The 22,559-nt window shown below is 42.3% G+C and carries 19 protein-coding genes; 10 read left to right on the top strand and 9 right to left on the bottom strand.

All coding sequences use genetic code 11. The features are described from left to right. Nucleotides 1-21: 21 nt before the first annotated feature. Complete coding sequence (locus WKT12_RS02730) at nt 22-549, bottom strand: NUDIX hydrolase (RefSeq protein WP_021971639.1); 528 nt, start codon at nt 547-549, stop codon at nt 22-24. A 197-nt stretch (nt 550-746) separates the two neighbouring features. Between WKT12_RS02730 and WKT12_RS02725 the strand changes: the two genes are divergently transcribed. From WKT12_RS02725 to WKT12_RS02715, 3 genes are all read left to right on the top strand, one after another. Next, nucleotides 747-1,154, top strand: a complete 408-nt coding sequence (locus WKT12_RS02725; RefSeq protein ID WP_340318734.1) for a hypothetical protein — start codon at nt 747-749, stop codon at nt 1,152-1,154. A 114-nt stretch (nt 1,155-1,268) separates the two neighbouring features. Beyond that, nucleotides 1,269-1,727 (top strand): Lrp/AsnC family transcriptional regulator, encoded by a 459-nt coding sequence (locus tag WKT12_RS02720; RefSeq protein WP_021971641.1) that lies wholly within the window; start codon nt 1,269-1,271, stop codon nt 1,725-1,727. A 7-nt stretch (nt 1,728-1,734) separates the two neighbouring features. Further along, on the top strand, nt 1,735-2,052 hold the full coding sequence (locus WKT12_RS02715; RefSeq protein WP_340318733.1) for a DUF4491 family protein: 318 nt from the start codon (nt 1,735-1,737) through the stop codon (nt 2,050-2,052). A 108-nt stretch (nt 2,053-2,160) separates the two neighbouring features. Here WKT12_RS02715 and buk read toward each other — a convergent pair whose 3' ends face one another. Together buk and WKT12_RS02705 are read right to left on the bottom strand one after the other, a co-directional pair. Next, nucleotides 2,161-3,222: a butyrate kinase gene (gene buk, locus WKT12_RS02710; RefSeq protein ID WP_340318732.1), complete on the bottom strand. Its 1,062-nt coding sequence runs from the start codon at nt 3,220-3,222 to the stop codon at nt 2,161-2,163. Nucleotides 3,223-3,234: 12 nt separating this feature from the next. Beyond that, nucleotides 3,235-4,155, bottom strand: a complete 921-nt coding sequence (locus WKT12_RS02705; protein WP_021971644.1) for a phosphate acyltransferase — start codon at nt 4,153-4,155, stop codon at nt 3,235-3,237. 80 nt (nt 4,156-4,235) lie between these two features. On the opposite strand from WKT12_RS02705, the gene WKT12_RS02700 reads away from it, so the two are divergent. After that, on the top strand, nt 4,236-5,990 hold the full coding sequence (locus tag WKT12_RS02700) for a gamma-glutamyl-gamma-aminobutyrate hydrolase family protein (RefSeq protein ID WP_340318731.1): 1,755 nt from the start codon (nt 4,236-4,238) through the stop codon (nt 5,988-5,990). A 232-nt stretch (nt 5,991-6,222) separates the two neighbouring features. Then, nucleotides 6,223-7,602, top strand: coding sequence for a FimB/Mfa2 family fimbrial subunit (locus WKT12_RS02695; protein WP_340318730.1), 1,380 nt, complete (start codon nt 6,223-6,225; stop codon nt 7,600-7,602). A gap of 83 nt (nt 7,603-7,685) precedes the next feature. Here the strand turns inward: WKT12_RS02695 and WKT12_RS02690 are convergent, their stop codons facing one another. The 6 genes from WKT12_RS02690 to WKT12_RS02665 all read right to left on the bottom strand — a co-directional run bounded on the left by WKT12_RS02690 (nt 7,686) and on the right by WKT12_RS02665 (nt 14,768). Then, nucleotides 7,686-8,267 carry a DUF3109 family protein gene (locus tag WKT12_RS02690; protein WP_021971647.1) on the bottom strand — a complete coding sequence of 194 codons (582 nt, stop codon included), beginning with the start codon at nt 8,265-8,267 and terminating at the stop codon, nt 7,686-7,688. Nucleotides 8,268-8,477: 210 nt separating this feature from the next. Continuing rightward, complete coding sequence (locus WKT12_RS02685; protein ID WP_340318729.1) at nt 8,478-9,983, bottom strand: PH domain-containing protein; 1,506 nt, start codon at nt 9,981-9,983, stop codon at nt 8,478-8,480. After that, the gene (locus WKT12_RS02680; RefSeq protein ID WP_340318728.1) at nt 9,967-10,485 is read right to left on the bottom strand and encodes a PH domain-containing protein; all 519 of its coding nucleotides are present in this window, start codon (nt 10,483-10,485) and stop codon (nt 9,967-9,969) included. The genes WKT12_RS02685 and WKT12_RS02680 overlap by 17 nt, the downstream gene beginning before the upstream one ends. 316 nt (nt 10,486-10,801) lie before the next feature. After that, nucleotides 10,802-12,316, bottom strand: coding sequence for a 2,3-bisphosphoglycerate-independent phosphoglycerate mutase (gene gpmI, locus WKT12_RS02675; protein WP_021971651.1), 1,515 nt, complete (start codon nt 12,314-12,316; stop codon nt 10,802-10,804). Between the two features lie 219 nt (nt 12,317-12,535). Further along, nucleotides 12,536-13,969, bottom strand: coding sequence for a calcineurin-like phosphoesterase C-terminal domain-containing protein (locus tag WKT12_RS02670; protein WP_021971652.1), 1,434 nt, complete (start codon nt 13,967-13,969; stop codon nt 12,536-12,538). A gap of 196 nt (nt 13,970-14,165) precedes the next feature. Then, nucleotides 14,166-14,768 (bottom strand): ribonuclease HII, encoded by a 603-nt coding sequence (locus WKT12_RS02665; protein WP_340318727.1) that lies wholly within the window; start codon nt 14,766-14,768, stop codon nt 14,166-14,168. Nucleotides 14,769-14,942: 174 nt separating this feature from the next. On the opposite strand from WKT12_RS02665, the gene WKT12_RS02660 reads away from it, so the two are divergent. From WKT12_RS02660 to WKT12_RS02640, 5 genes are all read left to right on the top strand, one after another. Beyond that, nucleotides 14,943-16,565, top strand: a complete 1,623-nt coding sequence (locus WKT12_RS02660; RefSeq protein WP_340318726.1) for a tetratricopeptide repeat protein — start codon at nt 14,943-14,945, stop codon at nt 16,563-16,565. 309 nt (nt 16,566-16,874) lie between these two features. Next, entirely contained in the window at nt 16,875-20,000 is a 3,126-nt protein-coding gene (locus WKT12_RS02655; RefSeq protein WP_340318725.1) for a SusC/RagA family TonB-linked outer membrane protein, read from the top strand. 30 nt (nt 20,001-20,030) lie between these two features. After that, nucleotides 20,031-21,548 carry a RagB/SusD family nutrient uptake outer membrane protein gene (locus WKT12_RS02650; RefSeq protein WP_340318724.1) on the top strand — a complete coding sequence of 506 codons (1,518 nt, stop codon included), beginning with the start codon at nt 20,031-20,033 and terminating at the stop codon, nt 21,546-21,548. Nucleotides 21,549-21,638: 90 nt separating this feature from the next. Continuing rightward, nucleotides 21,639-21,917, top strand: coding sequence for a LysO family transporter (locus WKT12_RS02645; RefSeq protein ID WP_021971657.1), 279 nt, complete (start codon nt 21,639-21,641; stop codon nt 21,915-21,917). Continuing rightward, complete coding sequence (locus WKT12_RS02640; protein WP_340318723.1) at nt 21,914-22,516, top strand: lysine exporter LysO family protein; 603 nt, start codon at nt 21,914-21,916, stop codon at nt 22,514-22,516. Before WKT12_RS02645 ends, WKT12_RS02640 begins: the two co-directional genes overlap by 4 nt. The last annotated feature ends 43 nt before the right edge of the window (nt 22,517-22,559 follow it).

Raw genomic sequence — 22,559 nt, 5'->3', positions numbered from 1 at the left:
CTTGATAGAATATTATTGTTCTTATTTATTTTTATGCTCTTTCAGGAAACGAGCAACGCCCTTACGTACGGAATCAAGTCCGAATTCTTCCGGATTTATCTGATCCAAAGGCATCCAGAACGAGTCGGCCACATCATCCATTGCCATCAACCGGCTGTCGTCTGCTACCCGGCAAAGGAAAAACAAATCGAGGGTATGTACTAAAAATCCCGAATACAAATAAGTATTGGGAAGAGAAAACAGGTAAGTAGCCTGTACCACTTGTAGTCCGGTTTCCTCACGTACTTCACGAGCAACTCCTTCCTCTCCGGTTTCTGCCATGTCAATAAAACCACCTGAAAGGTCGAGTGTTCCCTTTGCAGGATCCTTGCCTCGACGGCAGACCAAAAGTTCATTTTTACCATTCAAAATAAAAGCTACTGTAGCAGCACTCGAATTAAAATAATAAGTAAAGCCGCAGTCAGCACACTTTTTTGCTTTCTCGTTCCGTATTTCGAAATGAGAAGATCCGCACTTGGGACAATATTTAAACAAATCCAGCGGGTGCATGTTTTAAAAGATTTATAAAATTTAACTCCACAAAGATAGAAGAAATGAGAACATGACGGGGAAAGTTAACACAAAAAAACACGACTACAAGGCTCATTTCGAGAAGGATTTCCAAACATTGCCCCAAAGAAGAACGTCCGTCCGGAAAAACTATCTATCTTTGCCCTGCCAATTACGATATAAAAATAGAGCAGGATATGTTAGAACGAGATTACATTATGCGATTAATCAGACAGTTTTTCGAAGCATTGGAAAAACTGAAAGAAGAGAAAGCCACCAAGCCGGTAGAAACATTACGGATAGATATCCACAGTATGTATCGTGCCTATTTCCGTCAACCTGAAAGTTTCTTCTACGAACAAGATGCTGAATACATACTTTCTTATCTACAAACAGAATTTCCGGAGAAAGAATTCCTGCATCGCATAGAAATGCTTTCCGACTTGCTATGTTACGACGCCTCTATCCAGCAGTCGCCTCAAGAAAGAAAAATCTTATACCAGAAAGCATTGTTTCTGATGAACTATCTGGATTCACACAGTGATACATTTTCCTTCGAAAGAAGACGAAAAATAGCAGAAATCGAAGAACTTATATACCAATAGCTACTATTTTTTGTTCTTTTTAGTAAAAAAATTATGTTTTTCGTCGGTTTCTATAAGACTTATAAAAAAGTTTTTCTATATTTGCTTACAAAATGATAATATAGATTGCTTATTATGGAAAAAATTGATAACCTAGACAAACAGATTCTGGAAATTATTTCTCAGAATGCTCGTATTCCGTTTAAAGACGTTGCCGCCGATTGCGGAGTTTCGCGCGCAGCCATCCACCAACGTGTACAGCGACTGATAGACTTAGGGGTCATTATAGGCTCAGGCTACCATGTAAATCCCAAGAGCTTAGGATACAGCACTTGCACCTATGTGGGAATTAAACTGGAAAAAGGTTCTATGTACAAAAGTGTAGTAGCAGAGCTGGAAAAGATTCCTGAAATCGTAGAATGCCACTTTACAACAGGACCGTACACAATGTTGACTAAACTATATTCTACAGACAACGAGCACCTGATGGAATTACTGAACTCAAAAATACAGGAAATACCGGGTGTAACTGCAACGGAAACATTGATTTCACTGGAGCAGAGTATCAAAAAAGAAATTCCTATCCGCAAATAATTAAGAGATGGAATGGCTTTCAACTCTCCACTTTGAAGGAATCGTGATAGGTATATGCACATTCCTGATTATAGGATTATTTCATCCGGTTGTGGTTAAAGCCGAATATTATTGGGGAACGCGTTGCTGGTGGTGGTTTCTGCTACTGGGCATTGCGGGAATCATTGGTTCACTACTCGTCAGCGACCTGTTGATTTCTACTCTATTGGGCGTATTCTCCTTTTCTTCTTTTTGGACAATTAAAGAAGTATTCGAACAACGTGAGCGGGTTCTGAAAGGATGGTTCCCAATGAATCCTAAGCGCAAACACGAATACGAATCTTGACGGGAGAGCAATCCCTCAACGATAGCAGTCCCTTCACACCGCTTCCATCGGCCTGACCTGATATTTTAATCAGTCAAGACCGGTGGAAGCGGTGTTTTCTATAAACTTTCAGGGATTATACTCCTGCAATGGAAACTCTCCTCTCAAGGCTCCCAGCGCATTCATGGCAAGTGCTCCCATTTCATCCTCTCCCGGAATGACAACAATACGCGCGATACCTTCCAGCCACTCGCGCAGCAAGGACACACAATACTTATTATTGGCAATTCCCCCCGTCAGAATGACGGCATCTGTCTGCCCGTGTAAAGCGACATGCATGGCTCCTACCTGCTTGGCAACCGTATAAATCATGGCTTCCAGCACCAGTTTATGTTTCTTATCGCCTGCGTGTGCCCACCGGACAATAGTTGGAACATCCGTTGTACCTAAATGGGCCAGTAAACCTCCCCTGCCATTCAGCATCTTACGTATCTCCTGATAAGTATATTTTCCGCTGAAGCACAAATCGACGAGCTGCCGTGCCGGAATAGTACCCGCACGTTCCGGACTGAACGGTCCCTCACCGTTCAATGCATTGTTCACGTCGATAACCTTACCATGATGATGCGCACTGACCGAAATGCCTCCACCCAAATGAACGACAATCAGGTCGAGTTCTTCATATTTCCGGCCTATCCGTGCCGCATAATTACGGGAAACTGCCCTGCTGTTCAGCGCATGGAAGATAGAGATACGAGGAATCTCCGGAATACCGGTCAGACGTGCCACGTCACAAAGCTCGTCGGTGACAACCGGATCGGCAATGAAAGCCGGACATCCAGCCGAAGCAGCCAGTTCGTCGGCTATCAAGGCAGCCAGGTTCGACGCATGTTCCATATCCGCATGCCACAAATCATGCTTGATGCGTTCATTGATCCGATATACTCCTCCCGGTGTAGGTTTGAGCAGCCCGCCACGTGCAATGATGGCATCGAAGCATAAGGGAATTCCCGCCTTCTGTAAAGCCTCCGTCACATGCCGGCGACGATATTCATACTGTTCATTGATATGATGAAACTCCGACAAATCTTTAGCAGAGTGAAACACACTTTCTCTCCACACCTGCTTGTCATCTTCGTACACGGCCAGCTTGGTAGAGGTTGAGCCGGGATTTATAACAAGTATTTTCATATAAGGTCAATATTAATCGTTTTGAGAACCAGCCAGACACGCCAGTGCAAGGCTATAAAACTTAGAGTTTCCCGAATCGCTGCGCGAAGGAACGACCACCGGGGCAACGGTACCTGTAAGCATGCCGGCCATGTTCGCATCACCAAACAGCGAAAGGGTTTTATAAAATGTATTGCCAGATTCAATATTCGGGAAAATCATGATATCCGCATTTCCGATAACCGGCGAACTCAGTCCCTTTATCTCCCCGCTATGGCGGTCGCAGGCTGTCTTGGCATCCATGGGGCCGTCGATGAAAGCAGTACCAAATTTCCCAAGTCTGGCCTCTTCTTTCAGTTGTACATAATCCAGCGTATGAGGAAACTTTTCGTTTACTTTTTCCGAACAATGTATCAGCGCCACCCGAGGCTCTTCGTTGCCCAACTTACGGCACAAGGCGATATCATTGGCTATCATCGCCCGAAACTGCGCCAAACCGGGACGAGGAATGACGGCAGCATCCGAAAACAACAGCAGTTTATGATAAAGAGGTATCTGTGCTATAGCTACATGACTTAAAATACCTCCTGGAGGCAACAGACCTTTTTCTTTTTTCAGCACAGCACGCAGCAGGTTGTCGGTATTAATAAGCCCCTTCATCAGGATGTCGGCCTCACCGGTTCGCACCAGTTCCACAGCAAGAGCAGCCGCTTCATCGGGGGTGGAAGTAATATATATACGGACAAAATCGGGAGAAGCTGCATGCAGGCTATGTGCCACTTCAGCATGCGCCTCATCGGTGACCAGAAGATATTCTGCTATTTCTTCACGCAGACTACGAATGATAACGTATTCCGTATGGGGGTCATTGGGACATACTACTGCAACTCGCCGGCGGATGCCAAGCGAACGCAAATTATTCACCAACTGGGTAAGGGTTCGAATCAATTCCATACCATTAGATTTTTAGCAAATATGAAAAATAAATCTGAATTTATCTCTATATTTGTTCGGTTTCTACGAAATATTAACTTATGAAAACGTTTCAAACATTTGACATCGAAGCGGACTACAAGGTACTCCACAGCCGATTTCCAAATCATAAAGATGCACCGGTCATCGGAATTACCGGTAATTTCAGTGACGGAAACTTAACGCTTGCCCCTGGATATTATACTTCCATTCTGAAAGCAGGAGGTGTTCCGTTCATCATTCCTCCTTTCGAAAATACTGACATTCTGATAAGCTTACTCGACAGTCTCGACGGACTTCTTCTGACAGGAGGAGGAGATATAAATCCGCTGTTCTTGCACGAAGAGCCGGTAAAAGAATTACACAGTATAAACCCTTACCGCGACCGTCAGGAACTACTTCTTACCCGACTCGCAGCCAACCGCCAGATTCCGATATTAGGTATTTGCCGGGGTATGCAGATCATGAACGTAGCACTTGGGGGAAGCATCTATCAGGATATTCACGTACAAATGGAAGGTACGCGCATCAAGCACAGTCAGGATATGGACCGTGCCTTCGCATCCCACACCATACAGATAGAAGACGACAGCCTGCTGGCACGAATCATGAAGACAACCTCTCTGCCAGTCAACTCGTTCCACCATCAGGCAGTAAACGAAGCGGCTCCGGGATTCCGTATTTCGGCCCGCGCCACCGACAACGTGGCAGAGGCAATAGAAAGTACAGAATATAAGTCGATGCTGGGTGTACAATGGCATCCCGAATGCTTTATCCTGAACGATGATGAATATATGATGCCGCTCTTCGAATGGCTGTTGCAGGAGGCTACTTCTTTCCGCCAGGCAAAACGGATGCACCACCGCATACTTACACTGGACACGCACTGCGACACACCGATGTTTTTCGGGCAAAACATCAACTTTGCCACACGCGACCCTAAGATAAAGGTCGACTTACACAAGATGACCGAAGGACGTCAGGACGCAACCATCATGGTGGCTTATCTGGCACAAAAGGAACGTACCGACGAAGCCTTACTGGCTGCGACAGCCAAAGCCGACCAATTGCTGAATGAAATAGAGCGTATGGTTGCCATGAACTGCACGGCGGTAGATATTGCTTACACACCCGCCGACCTCTATCGCTTGAAACGGGAAGGTAAAAAAGCTATCATGCTGGGAATAGAAAACGGATATGCCATCGGAAAAGATTTGACGAATGTAGAACGTTTCCGCAAGCGTGGAGTGGTTTATATGACACTTTGCCACAACGGTAACAACGATATCTGCGGATCGGCACGATACAATGATGAAAAGATCGGTGTCACACCTTTCGGCGAACAGGTTATCCGTGAGATGAACCGTACAGGTATGATGGTCGACTTGTCGCATGCAGGCGAACAGACCTTCTACGATACGCTGGAGATAAGCAGCCAGCCGGTTGTCTGCTCCCATTCTTCCTGCCGCGCACTGTGCGACCATCCGCGCAACCTGACCGACGACCAACTGAAAGCCATCGCCCGCAAGGGAGGAGTCGTACAGGTTTGTCTGTACGGCGGTTTTCTTCGCTCGGACGCACCGGCAACTATCTGCGATTCCATCGAGCACCTGCATCACATGGTCAACATCATGGGAATAGAACATGTGGGTATCGGAACCGATTTCGACGGCGACGGAGGTATCATCGGCTGCAACGATTCTTCGGAACTGATCAATCTGACACGCCGGTTACTTTATGAACGCTACAGCGAAGCCGACCTCCGCCTGATATGGGGAGGAAATTTCCTGAGAGTAATGGAAGAGGTACAAAAATAGCTACATCTTACGTTTATAGAGATGTCCCGACGTTTTCGGATACTCCAAACTTTCTTTCCGAAAAAACGTCGGGACATTTTTTTATTTTTTGTACAAAAACTTCGAAAATTTGTACAAATTTTAGTTCTCTTCCAGCGAAGAAAAATCCCCATCCTCCCGAAAAAAAAATTCATCATACGGTACATTTTTTCATCAACTTGCGTTAGTAAAGAGAAAAAGCAATAAGCTATCTATGGAAACGATGAAAAACATCTTTTTTACTACCTGCCTGTTTCTGCTTTGTGCCTGTGGAGAATACCAGTTGGAACAAGAAGAAAACGGAACAACCGGAGAAACCGAAAGCGAAGTTACGTACACCTTGCAATTGAATATCGGCAGTCAAGACAACGCTAAAATAAATTATCCGCTGTCGCTCTATATGTTCGACGACAAAAACAACTGCATTTCGCAGGAAAGCATCTCCGAAGAAACCAGTGAATACAGCGCGTCGATGCCGAAAGGGAAATACACACTTGTATTATTGTCGGGACTGACGGACGACAACTATTCCTATCCCCTCGAAATCATTCCCGACAGTTACATCACGCTGAACAATAATAACCGGTCGGATAAACCGTTACAAATGGGAAAGGCCAGTATCAATCTGACTCAATCTACCCGAATTTCTGTAACTTTGTCGTATGTGGTAGCTTCGCTTACGTTTACACTTTACGGAATCCCCGACAATGCCGTCACGACAGAGGTCAATGTATCTCCGGTCAGTTCAGGCATCTCATTCAATGGAGATAACAAGAACGACAAACGCCAATGTACCGTTTCATGCCGGAAAGAAGGCAACCGCTGGATAAGCGATGCGGTATATATCTTCCCGAACGAGAGTTCACAGACGCACCTCTCGATAAACATAGAGCTGCCCGACAGCAATGAAACTTACGGCTATACGTATCAAGCCAATCTGAAAGCAGGATATCCCTATCATTTTACCGGATATTATAAAGGAGGCGTATCGCTCGACGGAGAATTTCAGGCTGAAGGCTGGCAACCGGAAGTAGATTGTGAATTCGGATTTGATGAAATTCTTCCCGACGAAGGCGGAGATGATCATACAGACGGTGGAACAGGAGGCAACGGTTCGGGCAATACCGACGCTACGGAAACACCAGATGATACAGAAGAAACCGATACATTCATCGTCCCAGAGCTACCAGATGCCGATACGATATGGGGGTATTTTTATGTCTGGCAGGTCACATCACTGTCGGCTACCGAAAGCAAGGCTATCCTTATTGCACCCGACCAATGGTATACACTGGCAGCAGATGCTCCCGGACTGCTGGAGGCCTATGAAAAAGACGATATCAGTGGATGGAGAATGTTTACAACAGAGGAGGCGACAGCTTTCCGAACTCAATTTCAGGGGACGGTAAATGAACTGAATAAATTCATCTCCGAATACGGATTCGACTGGTTTAAATATACCGACGGAGCGCGTTACCTCTGCAACAACGGACAATCGACTTTCAGTCTGGCAAACAACCGCATTCTCGATGCCGGGAAGACTGTCGATTATTACTTGCGTCCTATAAAAACCGTACGGTTCAAATTAAAATAAGGCAACCTTTTCTTATATAAAAAAGGTGCAGAGTAAAACAAGGCATTCCTGCCCCTGCTCTCTCTGCACCAACTTGCTATCTACTAAATAATATGTTGCTTTTCCAATTCTTCCGCTACGTTTTCCAGCTCGGCATACCATGCTTCGCCAAATTTACGTATCAAAGGCTCCTTCAAGAACTTGTAAACGGGGACATTCTCTTTCTTGCCTAACAAAACGGCTGCCTTACAAACATCCCACCGATGGTAGTTTACTGCCTTATAAGGCCCGTAGTCGCCTACACGTATAGGATATAAATGGCACGATATCGGCTTATAGAAATTACAACGTCCTTCCCGGTAGGCTTTTTCGATTGCGCAGTAACAATATCCCTTTTCATCGTAACACGTAAATACGCAGTCCTTTCCGTTTACGATAGAAGTAACCAGATCACCATCCGAATCGGTATAAACCACTCCTTGTTTATCGATAATCTCACGCGCCTCGGGTGAGAGATCGTCCCATACTACGGGTAATACCTCTTCCAGTTTCTCTACTTCTTCCAATTCTACCGGTGCACCTGCATCACCTTCTATGCAACATTCCCCTTTACAGGCATCGAGGTTACACAGAAATTTCTCGCGGAAAACATCCAGGCTGACTATCACATCGTCTATCTGTACCATTTCGTTATAGTATACCTTTTTATATTATACCGCAAAAATACAAAAAAGTATGGCACAGCAGCCACACAATATACCTAAAAGTAGGTATTACCTGCATAATAAGAGCGTAGTACTTTGTGCTGTAATAGAAAGTGAAGGAATGCAAACTTGCCATTTCCCCGATTTTATATCGGACTCACATTGTTTGTCACTTTAGGTTTTGATTGCTTCCTATGACCGGCTATTACCTATCAGATACTCATAGACATCGTTTGCCTCTTTTTCTTTCAAACTTCTTACCACAAAGGAAGTTCCATTAGTAGAAACAATCAAATTCACACGATGAAAGAAAGGAGTAAACAGAGTTTGTCTTAGGCAGACCACTTCCACATTGGCGTATTTAATGTAGTTCCTGACATCGGCCAACTTACCGTTATGTATTTCAACATAATCATCTTTCAATGTGATACTACTCCGGCGAGCTGCCCAAACTCCCTTTACCAAAGATATAAGCATATACGCAACAGGTATTGCCAGCCACGGATATAATTTGCAATAACATAGTACGGCACAAACAATCAGTGCAACAGGAATATCAAACCGCACGGTATAACCAATCATTCCTTTCCCTGATTTCGCCGACAGAATCGTTTGCGAAGAAGCATAATCCTTACCCAGCCACCAGTTCAGGAAATGCCCGGAGAAATTCGAGCCGTATATCTTTACATCGCTCTCATCCTTTTTTTCAGTAGCATTGAATGCCTGTTTCAACATGACAGTACAGCATCCCAGATATTTCTCTATAATATTTTGTTTTACATAAACCGTGCACACCTTATCGTACGAAAAGCGACTGCTGAACCGTGTAAACAAGCCACTCTCGAAAAAGAGCTGGGCCTTATCCATATGTATCTCCATGTTATAATACCGCATAAATACTTTCACGATCCATAATACCATTACAATAACATACAATATAAGAAGAAGCATAACAAACACCGTGACCGAGAGGGAAGTATAATCGGCATGTTCACTGACATAATCGATGAAGAGATTCAAGATTCTATCGCTTGCCGAGAGTATTTTATCGTAGAAAGTAAACAGAATACCCAACAGCACAACCATTCCCTTAAAATGGTTCTGACAAAAGGCTCCTTTTATCAGATTCAGATTACTCAGTTTCAGAATACATTTATCATTGACAGACTTCGATTCCTTGGTCATCACATTCTCTTCTACCGATTGCTTATCTTCCTCCGGCACCTGTTCCTGTTGCTCAATCTTTTCGAGCAACATATTCCAGTCTTTATAATCCAGAATCAGTTCTACTTCCGCTGTTTTCGAAGCAAGCGTATCGAATGAAACTCCTTTCATATCAAACAACCGATACATAAAGCCCCGTCGGGTTCTCAACGACTGTACCTTATGCAAGGGTATGGTTGTTTCATTTTTAAATAATCCATAGATAAAAATCAGATTTCCGTTCTTAATATAATATTTCTTGTAATAATAACTGATAAAAGCCACGACTGTTGCAAGCAGCAGATACCCAACAGATACATACAACAGTGCTTCCATTGTTTCCATGAAGGAACGATGTTTTTCAGGATCGAACACATAAAGAAGCATCAGAATAAGAAACAGACTGATATAACGGCGCAACTCCTTTACAAAAAATATGGCATAGGCGCTCTTGCTCATTCTGCGTGGCGCAGAGAAATCACCGGATCTTTCCATGTTGTATGTACTCCATTATAATTGTTTTCATTTCGTTTGCTCTTGCTTCTGTCAGTCCCGGAATAACCGTTTCTGCCTTAAACTGTGCGCCGTTTACGATAGCAATCGAATACAAACCGAATAGCTTACTGACAGGATTCTGCCGTATACTCACTTGTTGTACCTTACCCAAAGGAATCGTTACGACAGAAGGGAAAAAGAGTCCGGACCGGTAGGTGATGTCATGCTCACGAAAAGCAAATCCTTTATAGGCATACGCTTTAGGAAGAAGCATCAAATTGATAACAGCAGTACAAAGCAACAGACATTCCACACCCCCAACAATGAAAATGCGATAAGGAAGTTCTTCCGCAAAAAGGAAGAACAGGGAAAAAAGCATAAGGCATATATAAGTCAATACAGTTCCTACAACCTGTACTCTAATGTATTTCTTTTCCAAAGGTTCGTATGTGAGATTTTCCACTCTATGGATATGCTCAAAATCCAATTGCCGGTTCGTCATAAGTATATTTCATAAGTTCGATTCAAGATGAGTCAACCGACTGCCAACTACAGCTGTCAAGGTAGCCAATTAATAACACCAGACATAACAAGTAAAAGGACAGTCATTACCCTCAGAGCCTAAAATTACAGAATTTTATCATATAACAAAAAATTATTGCAAGGAGTTTACCGATACACAGAGAAGCAATAATACGAAGAAATGTCCGAGAGTCCGATTCGGAGAAAACGGGAAGCAAGCTGTTTCAATCAAAAAAGGGGAATAGCCTGTCGGGCTATTCCCCTTTTGATATAAAGAATATAAAGGAACTTATCAATTACTTAATCAAGTCTTTACCAGTCATTTCAGCAGGCTGAGCCATACCCATGATGTGCAAGATAGAAGGAGCAACATCGGCCAATACACCGTTTTCCACCTTTGCGTTCTTGTTTGCTGTTACATAAACAAACGGAACCGGATTCAAAGAGTGAGCTGTATTCGGAGTACCGTCCTCATTCAATGCATGATCTGCATTACCATGATCGGCAATGATGATGACTTCATAGTCATTAGCCTTGGCAGCTTCTACAGTATCTCTTACACAGTCGTCGATAGCCTTCACAGCTTTTTCGATAGCTTCGTAGATTCCAGTATGTCCAACCATATCACCGTTAGCATAATTTACTACGATGAAATCGTATTTCTTGGTATTGATAGCCTCAACCAGTTTATCTTTTACTTCGTAAGCACTCATTTCAGGCTTCAAGTCGTAAGTAGCAACTTTCGGACTCGGAACCAGGATACGATCTTCGTTATCGTACGGAGTTTCGCGACCACCATTGAAGAAGAAAGTAACGTGAGCATATTTTTCAGTTTCAGCGATATGCAACTGAGTCTTTCCGTTGGCAGCCAAGTATTCGCCCAATGTATTCTGTACATTTTCCTTGTCGAACAAGATGTGAACGCCCTTGAATGAAGCATCGTACGGAGTCATACAGTAATACTGCAATCCCGGAATAGTCTTCATGCCTTCTTCCGGCATATCCTGCTGAGTCAGCACGATAGTCAATTCCTTAGCACGGTCGTTACGGTAGTTGAAGAAGATAACTACATCACCTTCCTTGATAGTACCATCGAAGTTAGCGTTTACGATAGGTTTGATAAATTCATCGGTTACACCTTCATCGTAAGATTCCTGCATAGCCTGAACCATATCGGTAGCCTTCTTACCCACACCGTTTACCAGCAAATCGTAAGCTTCTTTTACACGAGCCCAACGTTTGTCACGGTCCATTGCGTAGAAACGTCCGATGATAGAAGCAATCTTACCTTCAGACTGTGCACAGTGAGCAGTAAGCTGTTCGATAAAGCCCTTGCCACTCTTCGGGTCTGTATCACGACCATCCATGAAACAATGAATAAATGTATTTTCCAGTCCGTATTCTTTAGCGATGTCGCACAATTTGAACAGGTGATCCAGTGAAGAGTGTACGCCACCGTTTGAAGTCAATCCCATGAAATGGATATTCTTTCCATGTTCCTTAGCGTATGAGAAAGCAGAAACGATTTCTTTATTCTGCATGATGCTACCGTCGGCACAAGCACGGTTGATCTTCACCAAGTCCTGATAAACGATACGTCCGGCACCGATATTCAGGTGACCTACTTCAGAGTTACCCATCTGACCGTTAGGCAAACCTACGTTTTCGCCGCTGGCCTGCAACTGTGAGTGCGGATATTCTGCCAGCAAACTGTCCCAGTACGGAGTAGGAGTATTAAAGATCACATCATCTTTCTTGTGGTCGCCACATCCCCAACCATCAAGAATCATTAAAAGAGCTTTCTTAGCCATAATATTATTTTGTTTAAAAGTTGATATATCGAGTGCATGCTTTACAACATGCAAAAGTACAAAATATCCCTCGTATTAAGAATAAGTTTTCACTCTTTTTATGTATCGCAGCAACCGGATAATGAACTCTTACAGACAGGACTGCCGGAAAAAACAATCCCCCTTTCTATCTTCACGCAGACTGAAAGGGGGAATAATCAAAATAAAAAACAGGTATTTCTACAATTCTACTTCCTGTGTAAAAATTTCGCCAAACCTATTCTTAACCTCAACCCTTATTTTCTTTGCCTGTTTGGAAGGGCATGCACGGAACAAATGGCGGGTATGATAACCGGTACGCTTACCATTTTCCATATTCAGATAATCCTGATCTTCATCATCGAACTGTTGCATGGCACCTTTCAGCACACCGTCTTCGTACCAGTTTACAGTGTATGCTATATCCCAATCCCAGATATTGGCTACAACATATTGTTTCTGAGTTTCAAATTCCCCCGGTTTGTAAAGACGGAACTGATAATCTGCCGGACGCCCTGTTGCCTTATAGCGCCATTTTACATCATCCCCTTTTACGGTTACTACCAAGTATCCGTTAGGAGCACCGCAACGGTTTACGTCACCTGCCCACCAGGCTCCGCAAGCTGCTCCTATATTATGCTCATATATGGCTGCTGCGGGTAGCGTATTTTCATAGAAATGTGTATGGCCGGAGAATATATGAACCTTATAAGGTCGTAAGATACGGAACAAAGCATTGGCATTGCGTACATTATCTCCACCTTCGACTGTAGTATTCGCCACCGGAGCATGAAGATTCAAAAAGACAGTAGTTCCTTCGGGGACATAACTTAAATCTTTTTTCAACCATTCAAGTTGTTCTTCAGTAAAGCGTTCTGTGTACTTCTTACCACCTTCATAATCGATATCTTTCATAGCAATAACATGCACCTTCCCTACATTGAAAGAGTAGTCCGTAGGACCGAACATTTCATAATAGTTCTTCTCTCCGTATCCTTTCGCAGGTTCTGCCGTACGTTCCATATCGGCATACTGCAAGTTAAAGTCATGGTTTCCCATTACCTGAAACATGGTCAGTCCCAGATTCGAGATGGTAGTCCGATAAGGCTTATATAAATTCATGGCATCCCATACCAAATCCCCCAGTTGCATACCAATCGTTTCGGAAACATTCAGCGAATCAACTGTATGAACCAAATCGGGAACTGTTTCTGTGCGGAAACGTTCCAATTGCTTTTCTGTTTTAGCCTGAGGATCAGATATCGGAATAAAGACAAACTCGTCTGTTTCCTTTTCTCGCTTTTGAAGAATAAAATCGCACTGATTCTCTGTTTTTCCTGCATCCTGATAACGATAGAAGCCATCAGCTATTCCATTCTTTTCAGGAAGTACATAGTCGGCCGGAGTCGAAATATATACCATCGGCTGACGAAGCGGATCGGTATCCAGCAAATACATTCCCAAACTATCGGTTATCGTCATATTCTTTCCATCCGTTACAACGACTCCCTTTATAGGATTGCCCTGCATATCTTTAACTGTTCCTTTTACCACAGCCTGATTTCCGGCGGCCTGTACTGTCATCTGACAAAGCAAAGCAGTCAGGAATAGCCATTGCCTGTACATTTTTCTCATATATATTATATTGGTTTATTTTTTCGGGGCAAAATAACAGAAACAGTTTTAAGAATATGCGACAGAGCCTTTAATATAGAGCGACAATTCTGTTTCAGCTTTATTACATAGCCTTATAAATATGAACAGCCTGTTAATAACTTCGAAGTTATTAACAGGCTGTTCATATTTATGGAGCAAAAGCTACAAAATTCTTTTAAAAATCGAATGAAAGTTGTCCGTCTCCCAGTAAATTAAACGACATCCGGTGATAAGGAGTCGTGCCATAATGAGCGATTGCCTCCCGATGCTTCTTGGTCGGATAGCCCTTATTCTTCTGCCAGTCATACTGAGGATATTCTTCGGCAAGCCGATTCATATAATCATCACGATAAGTTTTGGCCAAAATAGAGGCGGCAGCAATCGACAAATACTTGCCATCTCCTTTTACAACCGTAGTATGCGGAAGATCCTGATACTTGTTGAACCGATTTCCGTCAATCAACAAATGTTGCGGACGTACCTTCAACTGATCTATTGCACGGTGCATAGCCAGAAAAGAAGCATTCAGAATATTTATTTTGTCGATTTCCTGTGGCGTAACAACCCCCACAGCCCATGCTATTGCATCCCGTTCTATCACTTCACGCAATGCGTAACGCTGATGTTCCGTCAACTGTTTAGAATCATTCAACTGCTGGTTTTCATAATCGGAAGGCAAGATTACCGCTGCTGCATATACGGCTCCTGCCAGACAACCTCGTCCAGCTTCATCACATCCGGCTTCAATCAGGTCTTTATGCAAATAAGGCAATAACATATACGTCGTTTTAAATTCGGGGTGCAAAGGTACGGTTTTCTGCAAAAAGCAATATCTATTTATCCCAAAAGTTATCAATCAATTATTTACTATGTTTGTTAATATCCGGTTTCTCGTAGCTTTTTTTCATCATTCTAAGAGTTTTTATAACTTTGTACCAATCAAGAAATGACCATGAAAAACATTAGTTTATATATAACAATAGTAATATTCCTATCTTTTTCCCTCAAATTCATCTATGCAGGCACTCCTCAAAAGACGATAAATGCGCTATTGGAAAAAGCCGAAAAGGAATTATACACTAGCCCCCAGCAGGCAGCTTATTATGCAACAAAAGCCCGAACGGAAACAGACTCTCCACTTTTACGTGCACAATCGCTCTATATTTATGCACAAGCCGAAAAGTTACTGGGCGATTTCGACGGATGCATTCAAGCCTTGTATGAAGCAGATGAGTTACTACCTAAGAACGACAAGAAGTTAAAAGGTCATATTTACAATTTGATGAGCGTAGGATATTGCAATTTAGGGGACTATAGCAAAGCCATTAATCTAAGTGACAAAGCCATCTCATTATTTAAAATGGAGTCTGATTCATCAAATCTTGCTTCATGTTATAATAATAGAGGCATCATCCATACATATCTTAATGAATTTCAACAGGCAGAACGCTTCCTGAAGCAAGCATTGGCAATAAATCGTTCCTCAAAAAATCTAAAGAGCATAGCCAGCAATCTGAATAACCTATGTCTTTTCGAAGGGAATATTGACAAGCAACTGGAATGGATTAATGAAGCAATCATTATCAACAAGCACCTAAACGCAATCTGGTCGCTCGGAGAGAATTACAATAACTTGGGCAAACTATATTATTACGCTCATAAATATCCTCAAGCAATAACCGCGCTCGAGAAGGCCTACCAATTGGCACAGAATATAGGAGCCAAAGGTATTATATGCGACAATTATGAGTATTCGGCACTAGTATACAGCGCTATTGGCAATTATCAAGCAGCCTATGAAAAACAAACCTCACTGTACGCACTAAGCAAAGAAATACAAAGTGAGAATAAACTGCGTACTGTTGAACAGCGCATAGCACAGGAAAAGCTGTTAGCACAACAACAAAAGGAAGAGTTACAGCAGCAAGAATATAAGATAAGATTGCTGCGCCGTAACATCATCACAATTCTTACTGTTACCATCCTCCTTATTACTATAGGGTTCTTACTATTGCAACGTTTCAGACGTAAAAAGAAAATTCAGCTGCTCAACGCTCAATACCAGATTGAACAGTCGGAACACGAAATAGCCAAGCTGAAGATGCAACAGCAAAAAGCAGAATTGGAAAACGTACAACATGCATTAGAAACCAGCAAACAAGAAACCACTAATTTTGCCATTTTCCTTCAAAGTCGAAACGAACTATTGGATAAAATACAAGAACAGGTCCGACAAGGATACCGGATGGAAAAGCAAGAATTAATTCCACACCTGAAAAAAATTAATGCATTTATCAGTCAATATCAGACAACCAACAAAAACAGCAGTATGACATTGCAAACGATAGATGAAAAAATGAAAGAATTTCTTTCGCGCTTAAGCGAACAACATCCCAACCTGACACAAGGTGAAAAACATCTGGCAAGCTTGCTACGTGTAAATCTATCGACCAAAGAAATTGCCATGCTTACTGGTAACACGCCCAAAACAATCAATATGAACCGATATCGCCTACGGAAAGCTTTGGAATTATCACCGGAAGCAGATCTCGTTGCTTACATTCAGTCCATTTAATCTTTATAAATATAAAGGATACCGGTTAAATTGATTTCTACAGTTTTACCGGTATTTTTATTTTCTGAGTATTTTAGAACGCCAAATACAGCCCACCTCCATTACACTCCATTTGTAGATACAAGTAGACATAAATACCTATTGGTAATCAAACTATTACAAAAATCAAGGTAGACATTATTTCATCGTCAAATTCCACCTATGTAGACACTTTGTGACCTTTCCAAAAGAATAATCACCCTCCATTTTGAATACATTTGAGCATTGAAAAAATTCAATGACTAACCTTAATACAAACAAAAAACACAAATGGAAAAAAGAAGTTGTAGCAAAGCATGGCAGCTAATAGTTCTGCTTGCTTTATTGTTTCCAATGTCAGGATTCGCACAAGCAATCCAAGTGAAAGGTACAGTGCTCGACGCATCAGGAATGACTGTTATCGGAGCCAGTGTATTAGAAAAAGGAACCACCAACGGAGTAATTACCGACTTTGATGGAAACTTTGAATTAAGTGTATCACCCAATGGTACACTTGTTATCTCTTATGTAGGCTTCCAAACCCAGGAAATCGCTGTCAACAATCAGCAAAACTTTAAAATCACCCTAAAGGAAGATACCGAAGTGCTGGATGAAGTTGTAGTGGTAGGCTACGGAACGATGAAAAAAAGCGATATGACCGGAGCCATTTCATCAATCAAATCCGAAGATTTGATGAAACGTGCTACAACCAGTGCCACAGAAGCCCTACAAGGGAAAGTCGCTGGAGTCAGCGTTTTAAAGTCTGGAGGTAATGCTGGAGCAGGTATCTCAGTAAAAATCCGAGGTATCAAAACAATGGGAGACAATGAACCGCTCTATATCATAGACGGATATCCAGGAGATATCAATACCATCAACCCACAAGATATTGAGTCTATGGAAATATTAAAAGATGGAGCAGCTGCAGCCATTTATGGCTCTGTTGCCGCAAATGGAGTAGTCATAGTCAATACAAAGAATGGCAAACAAGGAGAAATAAAAGTGTCATTCAATACATATATGACCTTCAATCAGCCAGCAAAGAAATTCGAAATGCTGGATGCTGACGGATATATGCAGGTCAACAACATGGCTTATGAAAATGCCAATAAAGAAAAGCCCGGCTATCTGACGTTTAAAGATGCAAACGGAAATCTTAAAAACCCGACAGGCTATAATACAAACTGGCAAGATCAAGTATTAGGCAATGGATTTTCACAAAACTATTATGTAAACCTCATAGGAGGTTCCGAACACGCAAAATATTCTTTATCATACGGTCATTCTGATGAAGACGGCATATTAAGAAGTAACTCATACATTCAGGATAATGCACGCATGAAACTGAATATGTCAAAATACATCTTCGACTTCGATGCTACCTTAAACTTTAAGGCAACAAGAAACAAACAACCTCAGTACTCACTGAAGGAAATGTACTCCTTAAGCCCACTGGTCCCTGTTTACGATGAAAGCCAGCCATCCGGTTACGGATTAACTAACATGACCGTTGATGGTGTTCCTATGGAGTTCCCGACCAACCGTAACATCATGGCAGACGATCATTTCAAGCAATCAAGAACAAACGGATATGACATTACAGGCAATATTGGTCTGACTATCCATTTTGCTCCCTGGCTTACCTTCAAAAGTTCATACACTTACGACGGCCTGTATACAACAACCAAGACACACTATGACGCATATACAGCCAGTTCACAGGAGCCCCGCCTATATCCTTACAATTATGAAGCCAATTCATACTTTTATTCGCATACTTTAGAAAACGTACTGACTTTCAATAAAGAATTCGACAAACATTCTGTTACAGTAATGGCTGGTAGTTCCGTTATTGCAAACAGACAAGACGAAAGCAGCATTTCCGTAGAAGGTAAAAAAACAGTCTATAAAGTAGAAAACGGACAACTGATTTCCAACGAAGAGCCCTCAGGCTTTTTCGATCCGACCTCTCCCACTATCAATGCTGGAAACGGAGGTACATTCAATGGTACAGGTACTTTCTACAATTATAATCGTGCATCATTCTTTGGACGTTTGAACTATTCTTTCGCAAGCAGGTATTTATTGCAGGCTACCGTACGCGCCGATGGTTCCTCAAAGTTCGGAAAAAACAACCGATGGGGGGTCTTCCCATCCGTTGCTGTAGGATGGAGAATCAGCGAAGAAGACTTCTTCCCTAAAAATACAGTCATAAGCAATTTAAAGTTTCGCGCAAGCTGGGGACAATTAGGAAATGAAAATGCCTTGGGATACTATTATGCACCAACTATGACAAACGACAATACTCAATGGATGAGTTATATACAAGGCGGAAATCCATGGATAGGTATGTCAAATCTTTATTTAGTAAACGACGATTTACGCTGGGAAACTACCGATTCGAAGAACATTGGCTTCGATTTCGGATTATTCAACAACCATCTGAGCGGTAGTATCAACTATTATTATAACGTAACCCGCGACCTGCTTATCGAGAAGGTCATGGCCCCTTCCGCCGGTATTTATAACCCGACAGTAAATGTTGGTAAAATGCGCAACAGCGGATTTGAGTTTGAACTAAATTACGCCAACAGCATCAGTGGCTTCGATTACAATATTGGCTTCAATCTATCTACTATCAGCAACGAAATGCTGGAAGCAGATCCTAACCAGGTTCTTTACGGCTCAGGCTGGAAAGGCGATGGCCACTTCGTCACACAAACATTAAAGGGATACCCGGTAGCCAGCTTCTTTTTGTATCGTACCGACGGACTATTCCAAAGCGATGCTGAAGCAGCAGCTTATGTAAACAAAGATGGTGAACGTCTGCAACCTGATGCAAAAGCCGGAGATATACGTTTTAAAGACCTCAATGGAGATGGAGTTATCGATGCCAACGATAAAGAATATTGTGGTTCCGGCATACCTAAAGTAGAAGCGAACTTATCATTCAGCGGTGCTTACAAAGGATTCGACCTTTCTTTCCAGTTGGGAAGCGCATGGGGAGCCAAACTATACAATGCAAACCGTCTGTATTATGAAGCAATGGACGCGGGAATTAACCAGTTTACCACGACAAAAGATGCATGGACACCACAAAACACGGATACAGATATGCCAAGAGCCGTATTGGGAGATCCTAACCAGAACACCAGAGAATCCGACCGTTTCCTGGAAAATGGAAATTTTGTCCGTATGCGCCAATTACAGTTGGGATATACTTTACCGTCCGCACTGGCAAAGAAAGCATATCTCGAAAAATGTAGAATCTATATAAGCGGTGAAAATCTGTTTACCATCACCAAGTATTCAGGAATCGATCCGGAATTTTCATCTGACATTTTAGATACCGGCGTCGACTCGTTTGTATATCCATTTACACGTTCATACGTAATTGGTCTGCAAGTTACATTCTAAATTTAACAAATCTATTAAAAGAACAGAATAATGAAAAAGATTATCTATATAGCATCTATTTTCTTCGCAAGTATATTTTCCGGATGCGATGATTTCCTAACAGTAGAATCTCCGGATTTTTCAACGGATAAATATTGGCGTAACAAAGACGACGTAGAAGCTGGACTGTCAGCCGTATATGGTCAGTTAGAGAATCGTACCGATGCATACGCACTCGGCGAAATCAGAGCCGTAGTAGAAACATTCAGAGGAGATGACATCACAACCGGACAGGATGTCAACAACTATCCGGAGTGGGGACAAATGTATAATTTCACTTATACCAATGAAAACTCCCGCATAAAAAGTTACTGGATGAACAACTACAACGGAATAAACTATGCAAACAATGTCATATTTGGAATAGATAAAGTACAAGCTGGCAATAACCCCATGAATCAGGAAGATTATAGCCACACCATGGGAGAAGCCGTTTTCCTTCGTGCCTACTATCATTTCAAGCTCATTATGAACTGGAAAGAAATTATCATTCGCGACGAGTACCTGACCAGTGAAGCACAAACGCACAAAGCCCTGTCTTCGCGTATAGACTGCTGGGATTTTGTCTGCTCTGAACTTTCACGTGCAGGCAGTATGTTACCCGAAACTCGTCCTTCACAAGAAGCCGGACGTGTAACCAAAGGAGCAGCCTACGCTTATCTGGGATGGGCCTATCTGACACGAGCCTATGAAGAACCCGAACAAAAGGAATTCTTCTTGTCGGAAGCCATGAAGGCGCTGAACAATGTTTCCGGTTATGAACTGGTAGACAATTATGAAAGTCTGTTCAACGGTACAAATAAAAACAGCAGTGAAGCAATTTTCGAATTACAATTCACCAATACAACTGCCGACGGGACCTATCACAAACACGTTTTACACTATTGGTTAGCAGCTCCATCAATGGGAGGATGGGATGAAATCAGAATAAGTTCCATGATGTATAATGAATACTTAAAAGAAGGAAGAATTGCAGAAAACAACATGTATGATGCACGTGCATACGGCTCCATGATTTTCGATGACCCGTATTATACCGAGAATCCCAACATCTATGGCATGAAATATGATGAAGTATTCGAAGGTAATCCGGAAGTTTCAAACTGCTTCAAGAAATATTTGCCAGCTTCACTTGAAGAATTCAACCAAAGTGCAGTAGCAACAAACATTCCATTGATGAGATATGCCAATGTTATGTTAATGAAAGCTGAAATATATAATGAACAAAATCTTCAGGATGAAGCAATCCCATTAATAAACAAAATACGTAAGATCCATGGCAGACTTCCCGAAATGACAGGAAAGTCTTATGAAGATGTAAAAGCACAAATAGAACACGAACGGCTCGTTGAGTTTGCATTAGAGAACGTCCGTTTCTATGACTTGCGCCGATGGGGTAAGTTGAAAGAAGCAATGCAAGCTGCCGGCAGAACAAATTTCAACGTTGCAGAAGATGAATTCTTACCCATCCCGTTGATGGAAATTCAAAGTAACAATGAAATCAATTAACAAGTCTGGTTCTCTTTATCAAGGCAGACCATATCTCTGCCTTGATAAATAACCACTATCTTTGCTTATAAAAAACAACAAAGAAAGAACATGTTTACAGTTATAGGATTTATGTTAGGAGGTATGGCTATCGGTTTCCTGCTCCGTCGCCAGAATTTTTCGTGGATAAATAAAGTTATAACGTCACTTATCTGGATACTACTTTTCTTGCTCGGCATCGAAGTAGGAGGTAACAAACAGATAATGGAAGGACTTGCCACTCTGGGAGTAGAAGCCTTCGCCATTACGCTTGCATGCGTGCTGGGCAGCTGCATTTTTGCCTGGGGGTTATGGTATATCCTGTATAAGAAGAAAGGAGGGAAAGCATGAAAGGAAGTTTGATTATTGTCGGATTTTTCGTCATCGGAACACTATGCGGATTATTCCATATCATTCCATTCGATTTGACACAAAGCAACATTAGCTTTTATGCCTTATGTGCCCTGATGTTCAGTGTAGGATTAAGTATAGGAAGTGATCCTCAAACGTTGAGAAACTTCCGTTCACTGAATCCCAGGTTAATATTCCTGCCTGTAGCTACCATACTGGGAACCATATCGGCTGCTGCACTGGTCAGCCTCGTATTGCCACACCGAAGTGCAGCCGAGTGCATGGCAGTAGGCTCCGGATTCGGCTATTATTCACTTTCCAGCATCTTCATAACACAATATAAAGGGCCGGAATTAGGAACCATAGCCTTACTCTCCAACATATCACGTGAAATTATTACTTTACTGTGTGCTCCTTTACTGGTACGCTGGTTCGGAAATCTTGCACCAATCTCGGCCGGAGGAGCTACTACAATGGATACTACTTTACCTATCATAACCCGCTACGCAGGTCAGCAGTTTGTCGTAGTTTCCATTTTTCACGGTTTCGTCACCGATTTCAGTGTACCATTTCTTGTAACATTCTTTTGCTCCATTTAAAAACAAATCAACCCATTCTATGAAGAAACACTTTTTTTATATT

Source organism: Phocaeicola sp. HCN-6420 (assembly GCF_037890145.1).
Lineage (GTDB): Bacteria > Bacteroidota > Bacteroidia > Bacteroidales > Bacteroidaceae > Phocaeicola.
This window is presented reverse-complemented; position numbering and strand designations above follow the sequence as displayed.